The 13755-nt window shown below is 65.7% G+C and carries 13 protein-coding genes; 7 read left to right on the plus strand and 6 right to left on the minus strand.

What is annotated here, in order from left to right; all coding sequences use genetic code 11:
- Positions 1-110 precede the first annotated feature (110 nt).
- Positions 111-1202 carry a PA0069 family radical SAM protein gene (locus VL752_RS15030; RefSeq protein ID WP_325356681.1) on the plus strand — a complete coding sequence of 364 codons (1092 nt, stop codon included), beginning with the start codon at positions 111-113 and terminating at the stop codon, positions 1200-1202.
- Here VL752_RS15030 and VL752_RS15035 read toward each other — a convergent pair.
- Entirely contained in the window at positions 1199-1969 is a 771-nt protein-coding gene (locus VL752_RS15035; RefSeq protein WP_325356668.1) for a DeoR/GlpR family DNA-binding transcription regulator, read from the minus strand. The two genes, VL752_RS15030 and VL752_RS15035, sit on opposite strands and share 4 nt — an antisense overlap.
- An 84-nt stretch (positions 1970-2053) precedes the next feature.
- Between VL752_RS15035 and VL752_RS15040 the strand changes: the two genes are divergently transcribed.
- From VL752_RS15040 to VL752_RS15060, 5 genes are all read left to right on the plus strand, one after another.
- A complete protein-coding gene (locus tag VL752_RS15040; protein WP_325356669.1) occupies positions 2054-2635 on the plus strand; it encodes an NUDIX domain-containing protein in 582 nt (193 codons plus the stop codon).
- A gap of 75 nt (positions 2636-2710) precedes the next feature.
- Complete coding sequence (locus VL752_RS15045) at positions 2711-4162, plus strand: cryptochrome/photolyase family protein (protein WP_325356670.1); 1452 nt, start codon at positions 2711-2713, stop codon at positions 4160-4162.
- A gap of 1 nt (position 4163) precedes the next feature.
- A complete protein-coding gene (locus VL752_RS15050) occupies positions 4164-4625 on the plus strand; it encodes a hypothetical protein (RefSeq protein WP_325356671.1) in 462 nt (153 codons plus the stop codon).
- A 69-nt stretch (positions 4626-4694) separates the two neighbouring features.
- The gene (locus VL752_RS15055; protein ID WP_325356672.1) at positions 4695-4931 is read left to right on the plus strand and encodes a CsbD family protein; all 237 of its coding nucleotides are present in this window, start codon (positions 4695-4697) and stop codon (positions 4929-4931) included.
- Positions 4932-4973: 42 nt separating this feature from the next.
- Complete coding sequence (locus VL752_RS15060) at positions 4974-5642, plus strand: CPBP family intramembrane glutamic endopeptidase (protein WP_325356673.1); 669 nt, start codon at positions 4974-4976, stop codon at positions 5640-5642.
- 46 nt (positions 5643-5688) lie between these two features.
- On the opposite strand, the gene dnaE is transcribed toward VL752_RS15060, so the two are convergent.
- Positions 5689-9114, minus strand: coding sequence for a DNA polymerase III subunit alpha (gene dnaE, locus VL752_RS15065; RefSeq protein ID WP_325356674.1), 3426 nt, complete (start codon positions 9112-9114; stop codon positions 5689-5691).
- Positions 9115-9243: 129 nt separating this feature from the next.
- Between dnaE and VL752_RS15070 the strand changes: the two genes are divergently transcribed.
- Positions 9244-9597, plus strand: a complete 354-nt coding sequence (locus tag VL752_RS15070) for a hypothetical protein (RefSeq protein ID WP_325356675.1) — start codon at positions 9244-9246, stop codon at positions 9595-9597.
- A gap of 18 nt (positions 9598-9615) precedes the next feature.
- Here the strand turns inward: VL752_RS15070 and VL752_RS15075 are convergent, their stop codons facing one another.
- The 4 genes from VL752_RS15075 to VL752_RS15090 all read right to left on the minus strand — a co-directional run.
- Positions 9616-10311, minus strand: coding sequence for an ABC transporter ATP-binding protein (locus tag VL752_RS15075; RefSeq protein WP_325356676.1), 696 nt, complete (start codon positions 10309-10311; stop codon positions 9616-9618).
- A complete protein-coding gene (locus tag VL752_RS15080) occupies positions 10304-11557 on the minus strand; it encodes a lipoprotein-releasing ABC transporter permease subunit (RefSeq protein ID WP_325356677.1) in 1254 nt (417 codons plus the stop codon). The genes VL752_RS15075 and VL752_RS15080 overlap by 8 nt, the downstream gene beginning before the upstream one ends.
- Complete coding sequence (gene proS / locus VL752_RS15085) at positions 11557-12879, minus strand: proline--tRNA ligase (RefSeq protein ID WP_325356678.1); 1323 nt, start codon at positions 12877-12879, stop codon at positions 11557-11559. Before proS ends, VL752_RS15080 begins: the two co-directional genes overlap by 1 nt.
- A gap of 174 nt (positions 12880-13053) precedes the next feature.
- Positions 13054-13755, minus strand: a 702-nt coding sequence (locus tag VL752_RS15090) for an acyltransferase family protein (RefSeq protein ID WP_325356679.1), incomplete at its 5' end; no start/stop codon positions are given.

Consider the following 13755-nt stretch of genomic DNA (forward strand, 5'->3'; position numbering starts at 1 on the left):
AGCCCATTGGCCTCGGCACCGGCAAACGCAGCGGGCGGGCGTCACGCAAGGAAACCGCTCCGGACACGGGCATCGCGGCAGATGCCGAGGCTGGTGCCGAGGCTGTGTCCATGCCCTCCCTCGCGCGCTCGGGCCGCGGCGCGACGCTCAACCCGGCTGTCCGATTCGAAACATCGGAAACCGTGCTGACGGATGACGGCTGGGGCACGCTCGATGCCGAGTTCTCGGACCTGCCGGCGCTGGAAACCGTGCTCATCCGAGACCACAGCCGTACGGCGATCGCACGTAACAATAGTCCCGATGTCGGCTTCGACCGCTCCATCAACCCCTATCGCGGTTGCGAGCACGGTTGCGTCTATTGCTTCGCGCGGCCGAGCCACGCCTATCTCGGCTATTCGCCGGGCCTCGACTTCGAAACTAAGCTGCTCTTCAAACCCGAGGTCGCGAGCCTGCTGGAGAAGGAGCTGCGCCGCCCCTCCTACCGGCCGAAGCCGATTACCCTCGGCGCCAATACCGACCCCTACCAGCCGGTGGAGCGGCGGCTGCGGCTGACCCGCCAGGTGCTCGAAGTGCTGCTCCGCTTCCGCCATCCCGTCAGCATCGTCACCAAATCGGCGAATGTGCTGGGCGACATCGACCTGCTGCGGCAATTCGCGGAACTCGGCCTCGTCCACGTCTTCCTTTCGGTGACAACGCTCGACCCGGCGCTCGCCCGGATCATGGAGCCACGCGCGTCCACGCCGACACTCCGGCTGCAGGCGCTCGCGGCACTCGCCAAGGCCGGCGTGCCGGCCGGCGTGCTCGCCGCCCCCATGATCCCGGGGGTGAACGACACCGAGCTTGAAGCCATCCTCGCGGCCTCCGCTCAACACGGCGCGCTGCGGGCGGGCTATGTCATGCTGCGCCTACCGCTCGAACTCAGGGAAATCTTCGAGTCCTGGTTGCGGACGCATATGCCCGACCGGGCGGACCGTGTGTTGAAACTCATCCGGGAGGTGCGCGGTGGCGCACTGAACGACGCAACCTTCGGCCAGCGCTTTGTGGGAACTGGCCCTTATGCCGATCTTCTCGCCCAGCGCTTCGCCCGTGCCGCGCGGCAACACAATCTCGCAGAGCGGATGGCACCACTCGACACCAGCCTCTTCCTTGTGCCGGAAGCGAAGCATGACACGCGGGCACAGATGCAAATGACGCTATTTTAACCGCCGCCCTCCGTCTCAGGCAGGATCGCGAGGCCGCGTTTTCGATAGGGTTCCAGAAGCTCGGCCGGGATATCGGGCTCGACCACCAGGGCATCGACCGCCGTCAGCGGCAGCACCCGGAAGGACGAGGCCGCGCCAAGCTTCTCACGCGAGGCGAGGACGACCGTTTCGGCCGCCTGGCGGCTCAGCATGCGCTTGATCACCGCCTCCTCCGCATTTCCGGTGGTGAGCCCCATCTCCGGATGAATGCCGGTCACGCCCAAGAAGAAGATATCGGCATGCAGGCCCGCCATGTATTCCGCGGCAGCCGCCCCCATCGCGACCATGGAATGCTTGAACAGCCGGCCGCCGATGATTTCGACGTCGATCCTGTCATGTTCGGCAAGTTCCACCGCGACCGAGGGGCTGTGGGTGACGACAGTCGCCGCCAGGTCACGCGGCAACAGGCGCGCCATCTGCACGGCCGTCGTACCGCCGTCGATGATGACGACCTGACCGGGCCGGACGAGGCGCGCAGCCGCCAAGGCCACCGCCGCCTTCGAGCTGGGTGCAACGGCCCAACGGTCCGCGATCGTGACCGTTGCCGGGGAGGCCGGCAGCGCGCCGCCATGGACCCGCTGCAACAGACCCTCGGCCGCCAACTCCCGCAGGTCACGTCGCAGCGTGTCCTCGGATAGGCCGAGTTCGTGCGCCGTATCCTTGGCCACGACCCGACCGTCGCGGCGCAACCGCTCAAGGATGAAGGTCTTGCGTTCAGAGGTCAGCATACGATCCCTCTACACGAAATTTCTTGACTATGCACGATTATGCACGAATGCTCCCGAACACCGGAATGCGAGGGGCGCGAAATCATGAGTTTGCATGAAAGGCTGCAGATCCACGAAGTCCGCACGCTGGCGGAAGACTGGTCAGTACTCAGGAAAACCCGCCTCAGCTTTCGCCGCAGTGACGGCACTTGGCAGGAGCAATGGCGGGAAACCTATGACCGTGGCGACGGCGCGACGATTCTGCTCTACAACCGCGCGCGCCGCACCGTCCTCCTCACCCAGCAGTTTCGCTATTCGGCCTATGTGAATGGCCATGACGATCTCATGATCGAAGCACCTGCCGGTCTGCTCGACCGGGCCGCGCCGGAAGTGCGTATCCGCGCCGAAGTCGCGGAGGAAGCGGGGGTCCGAGTAGGGCAGGTCGAGCCTCTCTTCGATGTCTTCATGAGCCCGGGTTCCGTGACCGAGCGGCTCCATTTCTTCATCGGCCCCTATGAGCCGCAGGACAGGATCGGGCCCGGCGGGGGCTGCGCGGAGGAGGGCGAGGATATCGGCGTGATCGAGATGACGATCGACGCGGCGCTCGACGCAGTCCAGACTGGCCGGATCCGCGACGGCAAGACGATCATTCTCCTGCAGCATGCCGCCCTTCACATCTTCGCGTGAGCCGTGCCACTCCTGCTGCATCTACCGGCCGGTTTGGCCAGTACAGGGGTTTGACCGCCCAAGCTGAGAGACCGCGTGAAACGCCCGAACCCTTCCGAGCTGCCGCCCGTCATCCTCTGGTTCCGGCGCGATTTGCGTCTCGCGGATCAGGAGGCAGTCGCCGTCGCTGCCGAAAGCGGGGCGCCCGTCATCCCGGTCTTCGTCTTGGATGAGGGTGGCGGCTCTTCCGCGCGTCCCCTCGGCGGTGCCAGCCGCTGGTGGCTGCATCACAGCCTGAACAACCTGGCCAGCGCGCTGGGACAGCTCGGCAGCGGCCTCGTTCTGCGGCGCGGCCCGGCGGCCGAAATCCTGCCTGCCTTGGCCCGTGAGACGGGCGCCTCCGCAATCCATACCGGCTTCATGCCCGATCCGTCGGAACGGGCGGCGGATCGGGCCGTGACAGAGACACTCGGCGACGGCGGTTGCCGCCTGCACCGCCATCGCACCACCCTGCTGCACGATCCGCACCGGCTGAAAACCCAGACGGGCAAGCCTTACGGCGTCTTCACCCCCTTCTCTAAAACCTTCGAGCGGGAGGTGCATGTTCGCCCCCCGGCCCCTACCCCTGGCAGGTTGCCAGGCGCGGAGCTGCCGCCGTCGGAGAGGCTCGACGACTGGGGGCTTCTGCCCGCGATCCCGTGGGACGCGGACATGGCCCAGGAATGGACGCCCGGCGAGGGAGGCGCCGCCGCACGGCTCGATCGCTTCGTGGAGGAAGCAGCCGCGCACTACGCCACGGATCGGGATTTCATGGCCCGGCCCGGCACCTCCATGCTTTCCCCCCATCTGCATTGGGGCGAGATCTCGCCTTGGCAGGTGTGGGACGCGCTCGACCGGGCAGAGGGCCCAGGCGGCGTCGCGGCCTATCGGCGGGAACTGATCTGGCGGGAATTCGCGGCGCATCTCCTCTGGCATCATCCCGACCTCGTGCAAAACCCGCTGCGCGAGGAATTTCAAGATTTCCCCTGGCGAGAGGACAAGCGGGGGCTTCGCGCCTGGCAGCGCGGACAGACCGGCATCCCGGTCGTGGACGCCGCCATGCGCGAGCTCTGGGCGATCGGCTGGATGCACAACCGCGCGCGAATGATCGCGGCCTCCTTCCTCGTCAAGCATCTGCTGATCCCATGGCACGCGGGTGAAGCCTGGTTCTGGGACACGCTCGTCGATGCCGATCTCGCGAACAACTGCGTGAACTGGCAATGGGTCGCGGGTTGCGGCGCGGATGCCGCGCCCTTCTTCCGCATTTTCAATCCCGTTTTGCAGTCGAAAAAGTTCGACCCGGATGGCCGTTACATCCGCCGCTGGGTGCCCGAACTCGCGCGCCTGCCGGATGCGCATCTGCATGCCCCCTGGGCTGCCCCGGACGACGTGCTGCGGGAGGCTCGGATCAGCCTCGGCCGCACCTATCCGAAGCCGATCGTGGATCTCGCCGAAGGGCGCGCACGGGCGCTCGCCGCACTCGACACGGTGACAGCGAGGCAACGCTAGGATGGACCCGGGTGCGGCCGCTCCCCCCGTCCCGCTGACCGAATGGGCCGGCCTGGCTCTGGCGCTTCTCAGCTGGATCGTCCTGGCCCTGGCCCGGCGGCGATTGGGACCCGGCCGCCGGCGAGCGCTCCTGCTGGGCTTGCTCGGCCTGCTCGCCTGCCTCCTGACGACGGCCGTCCTTGGCGCTCTGCTCACGACGCATGCCTTGGCGCTCGCCGAACTCACGAACCAAAGCTGGTTCATCCTGCCGATGACCGCAATCGCAATCCTGGCCTATCTCGCCAAGCAGCGCTTCGGCCTGGCCTACGGCCTCATCGAAATCACCGTCGCTCTGCTCACCTTCTGGTTTTCGATCAAAGCCCATAACGACAGCCTGCTGCTGAAGGGCATTGGCCTTTCGGGTGGACTGTACATTTTCGTGCGCGGCTGCGAGACCATCCGCAACGGCCTGAGGCGGCGCTAGCGGCCGCCCGCTTGCAACTGCCCCTGCCAAACCCATCTGATCGTCACAACAGCCTTGAGGGTGATCGCCATGAAGCGCCATAACCTGTCCGACGCCGCCCGGGACGCGGCCAGCCGCATTCAGGATGCTGTCGGCACCTTCGCCGGCGAAGCGCAGGACGAGGCGGCCCGCCGCTATCGCGGCGCCCGCGGCCAAGCCGAGGTCTATGTGGACGACGCCGCCGAGCGCATTCGCGAGCAGCCGCTGATGGCGGCCCTCGCAATCCTGGCCATCGGCTACATTCTTGGCCGCCTGCGCGTTATCTGACGGCGAGAGGCCAGGCGAGGACGGCCGGGATAGACCACCGGCATGAGTCTCAATCGGACATCGGGGGAAGCCTGGGGTGCGGGCTCCGGGCTTTTTCGCCTTCGTCTCGCGCTCGAATTTGCGGCCATCTATATCTGCGGGCCGCTCGCCATTCTCGCTGTCCATCGCGGCGGGATACTGTTCCTGATCCTCTGGCTCGGCGCGCTGATCGCCTGGGTCGGGACCCGGGCCCGCTCTCCCCTGCCCCGCCCGGCTTTTCGCCGGGAGCTTGGCGGCATCGCGCTCCGCTTCGCGATCCTTGCCCCGCTCATCACCCTCGCAACATGGCTTGCCTTCCCGGAGCTATTCCTCAGCCTGCCGCGAAACCGCCCGCTATTTTGGGCGCTGATCATGGTGCTCTACCCGCTGCTGTCAGTCTGGCCGCAGGAAATGCTTTACCGCTCGCTGCTGTTTCATCGCTATCGCGCGCTGTTCCGCAGCGATATCGCAGTGATCCTGGCGAGTGCGGCCGCGTTCGGCTTCGCCCATGTCATCTTTCTCAACTGGATCGCGGTCGCCATGACGGCTGCGGGCGGCCTTCTCTTTGCACGTGACTATGCCCGCCACCGCTCTCTGCCGCTCACCTGCATCGAGCACAGCCTTTATGGCTGCCTCGTTTTCACCGTGGGCCTCGGCCGCTTCTTCTACACCGGTGCCGCCTGGCATCATTGATTGACGGCGCGCGCCCCGCCAGCCCCGCGCACCGCAAAGGTCTCGATCAGATTTCCTCGACCGCCGAAATGCCCGGCATCACTTTCAAGGCCGCGGCCAGACGCGGCGAGACGTTGAAGCGCCCGGGCAGCCGGATTTCAGCCTCCCGCGCCGCATCCAGACGGGGGCAGAGAATGACCTCGCCCCGCCCCGGCCCCTCCTGCGTCAGCAGCGTGCGGATATGACCCACCGCCCGGGTCTCCGACAGCCAGACCCGCAGGCCGACGCCCGCACTCGCCGCCGCCTTCTCCAGTGATGCCACGTCCTGCGCCGTGATGCGCAGCGCGTCTCCGTCGAGCCGAAGGTCCACCGACACGAGCAGCGCCATGCCTTCCTTGAGGAATTCCTGAGAGCGTGACAGCACTTCGCTGAACAGCGTCACCTCGAAACTGCCGCCGCCATCGGAAAGCCGCAGCCAGGCCATGCGCCCGCCGGTCTTGGTTGGCCGCACTTTGGGTGATCCGACAACGATCCCGGCGACCTTGACGCGCCCGACACCGCTTTCCGCCGCAATCTGCAGCCGTGTGCTGGTGGTCACGCCCAGGCGCTTCAGCGTCGATCCAAAACTGTCGAGCGGGTGGCTGGTGAGATGGAAACCGATCGCCTCCGCCTCGAAGCCCAGCCGGTCCAGCATCGGCCATTCCAGGAGATCCGGAAGGCGCAGCGCCTCGGGCTTGGCATCCGCCCCGCCAAAGAGGCCGATCTGGCCGCTCCCACGATCCTCCGCCGTCGCCTGCGCGCGTTTGAGCAGGGTTTCAGCACCCGCGAAAATGCGCGCGCGGTTGCCGTCCAACTGATCGAAGGCGCCGGCTTTGATGAGGTTTTCAAGCTGCATCTTGTTGAGCAGCCTGGGGTCGACCCGTTCGGCGAAATCGGCCAGCCCCTCGAAACGCCGGCTGCCGCGCGCGCTGACAACCGCCTCCATCGCCGCCTGGCCGACGCGCTTCACCGCAGCAAGGGCATAGCGGATGGCGAGCTTGCCATCCGGCAACCGCTCTACCTTGAAGTCGGCGTCCGACAGGTTGATGTCGGGCGGCAGGATGGCAATGCCCATGCGGTTCGCTTCCTGACGGAAGGCTGCCAACTTGTCCGTATTGCTGATGGCAAGGCTCATGCAGGCCGCGATGAAGGGCACCGGGTGGTTGGCCTTCATCCAGGCGGTCTGGTAGGCGACCAGGGCGTAGGCTGCCGCATGAGATTTGTTGAAGCCGTAATCGGCGAACTTCGCCATGAGGTCGAAGATCTCACCGGCCTTTTCGGCGGCGATCCCCCGCCCCGTCGCGCCATCTGTGAAGATTTGGCGCTGCGTCTCCATCTCAGCACGGATCTTCTTACCCATGGCGCGGCGCAGAAGATCGGCGGCCCCCAGACTGTAGCCGCCCAACTTCTGGGCGATCTGCATGACCTGCTCCTGATAGACCATGATGCCATAGGTCTCGGAGAGGACGTCGTGGATGTCGGGATGCGGCGGCTCCCAGGCCTCACCATGCTTGCGCTGGCAATAGGCCGGGATATTCGCCATCGGGCCCGGCCGGTAGAGCGCGACCGCCGCGATCAGATCCTCGAAGCGGTCGGGGCGCATCTGGCGGAGCACGTCCCGCATGCCCTGACTTTCGAACTGGAACACCCCGCCGGCATCGCCCTTCTGCAGCATTTCGTAGGTTGGCGCATCATCCAACGGCAGCGTGTCGATATCGACCGTGATGCCGAGCCCCTCGAGGAAATTCACGGCCCGGCGGATGATGGTAAGCGTGGTCAGGCCGAGGAAGTCGAACTTCACCAGCCCCGCCTGCTCGACATGCTTCATCGAATATTGCGTGACGAGAAAATCCGAGCGTGGGTCCTTGTAGAGCGGCACAAGCTCCGTCAGCGGCCGGTCGCCGATCACCACGCCTGCCGCATGGGTGCTGGCATGGCGGTAGAGACCTTCGAGCTGCAGCGCGATTTCAATGAGACGGCGCACCGACTCGTCCTCGTCGCGCATCTGCTGCAACTTCGGCTCACCGTCGACCGCCTCCTTCAGCGTCACCGGCTTGGCTGGATTGTTGGGGATAAGCTCGGCCACACGGTTCACCTGCCCGAAGGGCAGGCCGAGCACACGGCCGACGTCGCGCACTGCGGCACGGGCCTGCAGCTTACCGTAGGTGATGATCTGCGCTACGCGGTCCGCGCCATATTCCTGGCGCACGTAGGAAATGACCTCGTCGCGCCGATCCTGGCAGAAGTCGATGTCGAAGTCGGGCATCGAGACGCGCTCGGGGTTGAGGAAGCGCTCGAAGAGCAGGCTGAACCGCAAGGGGTCGAGCGCGGTGATGGACAGCGCATAGGCGACGAGCGAGCCCGCACCGGAACCGCGCCCCGGCCCCACCGGAATGTCCCGCGCCTTGGCCCACTGAATGAAGTCGGCCACGATCATGAAATAGCCGGGAAAGCCCATGCGGGCGATGACGTCGAGTTCGAATTCCAGACGGTCCGTGTAAGTCTTCGTCGTCTCGTCATCGGCCTTCATGCGGATGAGATGGCGCGCCAGGCCATCGCGGGCCATCTGGCGCACGGTCTGCTCCTCCGTCATGCCCGCCGTCACCTTGGGGCAGACGGGCAGAAGCGGCTTGCGGGTTTCGGCCATGACGGCGCAACGCCGCGCGATAGCCAGCGTATTGTCACAGGCCTCCGGCAGATCGGCGAAAAGCTCGCGCATGACGGCGGCCGGCTTGAACCAATGTTCCGGCGTCACCCGGCGGCGCTCGACCTCCGACAGCACGCGGCCCTCGGCAATGCAAAGCAGCGCGTCATGCGCCTCATGCATTGCCCGGCTGGCGAAGTAGCAGTCATTGGCGGCGACGATCGGCAGCCCGCCCTCGTCGGCGAGCATCAGAAGCCCCGGCTCGACCGCGCGCTGGATGGCAAGCCCATGGCGGTGCAGTTCCACCGCGACACGACCCGGAAAGGCCTCGGCGAAACGGGCCAGGAGATGGGCCGCTTCCGCCTTCTGGCCCTCGGCGAGCAGCCGGTTGATGGGGCCGAACGTGCCGCCGGTGAGCAGGATGAGCCCTTCGGAGAGTTCGGCCAGGCGCGCGAAACTCACCTGCGGGCGCAGGCCCGAGTCGCTTTCAAGGTAGGTGGCGGAGCTCAAACGCTGGAGATTGGCGAAGCCCAGCGCATCCTGCGCCAGCACGACGATGGGATCAGGGGCCAGGCGCGGCTGGTCGGCGCGGCTGAGGCCGATCTGGCAGCCGAGGATGGGTTGCACACCCTTGTTGGTCGCGGATTGGCTGAATTCCAGCGCGCCGAACATGTTGGAACTGTCCGTCAGCGCAACGGCCGGCATGCCGTCTGCGGCCGCGAGCGCGGTCAGCTTGTCCACCTTGATCGCCCCTTCGCTGAGCGAATAGGCGGAATGGGTGTGGAGGTGGACGAAGCTCTTTTCCAGCATGCCCTCTTATAGACCCTCCCGCCCGTGAATGCAGCGGGTGGGAAAACTTTTGCCGCGCACCGCGAATGGGAGTCGCCCGGAACCAGGGGTCACCTTCGTCCCACGCCTGACATCTTTTCGGAGGGAAAGATGAGTCTGAGCAGTACCAGTCTGCCGCCGAGCGTTACAGCGGCCGAGGCGGCCCCGAGACCCGCCGCAAACTTGGCTGCGGCAGCCTTGCAGACACAGCCCGAACCCGCGCCGCAGCCGCCCACCCCGGTGGGGGCGGCAACAGATCCGCCCGCGCAGATGGTGGTGGCCCAGACGGTCACGGAAATTTCCCCGCCCGGCTTCACCCAGACGGTGACAACTCATGCCAATGGCATTGTCACCACGGTCATCACCAACGAGGTCGGTTCCGTCGTGCAGAGCACGACCTCCCATACCGCCAGCGTGGGCACTGCAGCCGGGGTTGCGGCCACGACCGTCGACACCTGGGCCTGACGTCGATCGGACCGGGGCTCAGGGCAGGCCGACGAGCCGACCGGCTTGCAGCGTCACCCGCCGGTCCATCCGGGCGGCGAGTTCGGGATTATGCGTGGCGATCAGCGCGGCCAGCCCCTGGCCGCGCACGGCCCCTATCAGCTCGTCGAAGACGATGTTGGCGGTCGCGGCATCCAGATTGCCGGTCGGCTCATCCGCTAGCAGAAGGCCGGGCCTGTTGGCGAGCGCGCGGGCGATCGCGACACGCTGTTGCTCGCCGCCCGAAAGCTTGCCGGGCAGATGTTTCAGACGATGACCGAGGCCGAAAGAGCCGAGCAGCTGGGTCGCCCGCTCCTCCGCCGGGCGGCGCGCGACGCCAGCAATCATCTGCGGCAGGACCACGTTCTCGAGCGCCGAGAATTCCGCGAGCAGGTGGTGGAACTGATAGACAAAGCCGACCCGATCCCGCCGGATCGCCGTCCGCGCGGAATCGGAGAGCGAGCCCGCATCCCGTCCGTCCATCATCACGCGGCCGCCATCCGGCCGGTCGAGCAGGCCCGCCAGATGCAGCAGCGTCGACTTGCCGGAACCGGAGGGTGCCACCAGCGCCACGATCTCCCCGCCGCGGAGCGTGAGGTCGATCGCGGTCAACACATCCAGGGTGCCGGCATCGGTGCGGTAGGAGCGGCGTACCGCCTCCATGACCAAGGGCTCGTTCATGACCCCGTTACTCATGACGCAGCGCCTCCACCGGATCGGTCCGGGCCGCGCGCCAGGAGGGATAGAGGGTCGCGAGCAGCGACAGCACGAGGGACATGACGATCACAGTCGTGACCTCGCTCCAGTCCAGCACGGCCGGCAGCTGCTCGAGGAAATAGACCGTGGGATCGAAGAGCGTGGTGCCGGTGATGCGCTCCAACGCCTGCCGGATACTCTCGATATTGGCGCAGAAAACGACGCCGAGGACGAAGCCGATCGCCGTTCCCGTGACACCGATGGAAGCACCGGCCATGAGGAAGATGCGCATGATGGCGCCGCGCGTGGCGCCGAGCGTGCGAAGCACCGCGATGTCCCGCGTCTTGTCCTTGACCATCATGATCATCGACGAAATGACGTTGAAGGCGGCGACGATGATAATGAGGGTCAGGATGAGGAACATGACGTTCCGCTCCACCGTGACAGCCGCGAAGAAGCTGTCGTTCGACTGCTGCCAGTCGATGACGGTAATCGGCTTGCCGGGGAGCGCCTGGCGGATGGCGCGGCTTACCCGGCCGACATCATCATGCTTGCGGACCGAAACCTCGATCTGCGTTGCCTTCCCCGGCGCATCGAAAAAAGTCTGCGCGGCGTCGATGGGCATGAAGACGAAGGTCGAATCGTATTCCTGCATACCGACGTTGAAGATGCCCACGACCTTGTAGGCGCGGATACGCGGAATGGTGCCGATCGCCGTTGCATGTCCCTGGGGAGAGACGAAGGTGATGTTGGCGCCGACGGTCAGCCCCAGCTGCCGGGCAAGGCCGGAACCGACGATGACCGCATTGTCCCCCTGCATCGCGTCGATCGACCCCGCCAGCATATGGCTGGAGACCGAGGTCTGCGCTTCGAGGTCCTTCTGGCTGATGCCGCGCACGACGCCACCCGTGGCGCCACCCTGGGCCCCGGTCAGCAGCACCTCGTTCTGGAAGACGGGTGCGGCCGAGAGAACATCGGGCAGGCCGCGGATGGTACCGGCCATCGCGTCATAGTCCGTGATCTGCGTACCGCCCGCGCCATAGACGCCGAGATCGCCGTTGAGCCCGAGGATGCGGGACAGCAGGTCCTGCCGAAAGCCATTCATCACGCTCATGACAATGATCAGCGTCGCGACCCCGAGGGCAATGCCGATCAGTGAAAAGATTGCGATGACCGAAACAAAACGCTCGCCCTTACGGGCGCGCAGATAGCGCCCCGCGACGGCCCGCTCGAAACTTCCAAACATCAGGAAGCGGTCACCCCGATCCTGGCAAGGGCAGCATCCAGGCTCAGTTCCTCTCGCTCCCCGGTCGCGCGGCGTTTCAGCTCCACGAGGCCGGCGGCCGCACCGCGCGGCCCGATGATGATCTGCCAGGGATGGCCCATGAGATCGGCATCGGCGAATTTCACGCCGGCGCGCTCGGCGCGGTCGTCGTAGAGGGCGGACTGGCCGAGCTTGCCATAGAGATCCTCGCAGATCGCGTCTGTCGTCGCATCACCCTGCTTGAGGTTGAGGATCGCGGCCTTGAAGGGGGCGGCGCTGTCCGGCCAAATGATGCCGGCCTCGTCGTGGCTCGCTTCGATCAGCGCGCCCACCATGCGGCTGACGCCGATGCCGTAGCTGCCCATTTCGGGATGGATTTTCTGCCCGTCGGGTCCGGCCACCGCGAAATTCATTGCTGCCGAATATTTCGTGCCGAAATAGAAGATATGGCCGACCTCGATGCCGCGGCCTTCGCGGCGCCGATCCTCGGCGACCTTGCCCCAGGCGTCGAGATCATGCTTCTCGTCGGTCGCCGCGTAATTATCCGTCATGACGCCGAAGAAACGATCGAGGTCGGCGGGTTCGCGGATGTCGAAATTGGCGGCGCTGTAATCCACATCCTCGAAGGCCGCGTCGAAGAAGACCTGGCTTTCGCCGGTGGGCGCCAGGATGATGAATTCGTGGGACAGATCGCCGCCGATCGGGCCAGTGTCGGCCACCATCGGGATCGCCTTGACGCCGAGGCGCTGGAAGGTGCGCATATAGGCCAGCATCATGCGGCGGTAGCTGATCACCGCGCTCGCATAGTCGATGTCGAAGCTATAGCCATCCTTCATCAGGAATTCGCGCCCGCGCATGACGCCAAAGCGCGGACGCACCTCGTCCCGGAACTTCCACTGGATGTGGTAGGCGATCTGGGGAAGTTCCTTGTAGCTCTTCACCGACTGGCGATAGAGGTCGGTGATCATCTCCTCATTGGTCGGTCCATAGAGCAGATCGCGCTCGTGCCGGTCGCGGATACGCAGCATTTCCTTGCCGTAATCCTCGTACCGGCCGCTCTCCTGCCACAGGCTGGCCGGCTGGATCGTCGGCATCAGCACTTCCTGGGCGCCGGCCGCGTTCTGCTCCTCGCGCACGATGTTCGCGATGTTGTTCAGCACGCGGAGGCCCGCGGGCAGCCAGGCGTAAATGCCGGCGGCCGTCTGCCGCACGAGGCCCGCCCGCAGCATCAGGCGGTGCGAGGCGATTTGTGCCTCGGCAGGCACTTCCTTCAGGGTCGGGATCAGGCTGTGGGATAGACGCATGAGGGTCGTATTCTTTCAGGGCTTCGGCGGAGCGGGACCCTAGAGTGTGATCGTGTCTGATGGAAGCGATTCCGCTTCCGTCCGCCACGTGAATCACACCCTAAATTATTGATAAGGTCTGCTTCATGGTTCAGATGGGATCGCCCGCGCGATCCCGCGTGAACCGATCGGGCTCTAGCCGTCCGGGCGCCGCCCTCCCAGATGGCGCAGCGCAGGGCGCTCTACAAAACGTGCCATGACCCAGGAAAGAGCCAGGTCGCCAAGGAAAAACAGCAGGAGCCAGAGAAGCGGTTTGGCCGCAGGGTCGGTTCCGCTGCGGTGCCACAGGCGTGCGAACAGAATCTCCACGGGCGCATAGGCCATATAGAAGGGATAGGAGATCCGGCCGAGCGGCAGAAATCCTGGAATGCGCGCCAGAAAAGGGCGCTTTGCGGCCGCCAGCGCCCAGAGGAGGAACCAGAGACCGAAGGTGACCAAGGCGTCTCCCGCCATCATATGCGGCCGCGCCCAGATGCCAACGGCCGCGAGCAGGAGCCCCAGGGCGGCAGCCAGGCCAGGGCGTAGTGGGACGCTGCCACGCAGCATGCGGGCGAGACAGATGCCGCTGAAAAATTCCGGTAAAAAACGCGGCAGCGCACCTTGGTAGCTGAGATTGAGGCCGACCGGGGAGACCAGCGTCACCGCCAGCAGGGCGAGACCGGATAGCACCGCCCCGAAGGCCGCGCGCCGCGGCGCAAGGCCCGCGACGCCAAGCGAGAGGAACGGGAACAGCAGATAGCCCACCCATTCGGTGCTGATCGACCAGGACGGGTAGTTCCAAGTCCAGCCGCGGCTGAGGCCAAGCCCGTTCAGCAGGAAGAGTTGCAGAAGAAACTC

This window comes from Acidisoma sp. (assembly GCF_035492295.1).
Lineage (GTDB): Bacteria > Pseudomonadota > Alphaproteobacteria > Acetobacterales > Acetobacteraceae > Acidisoma.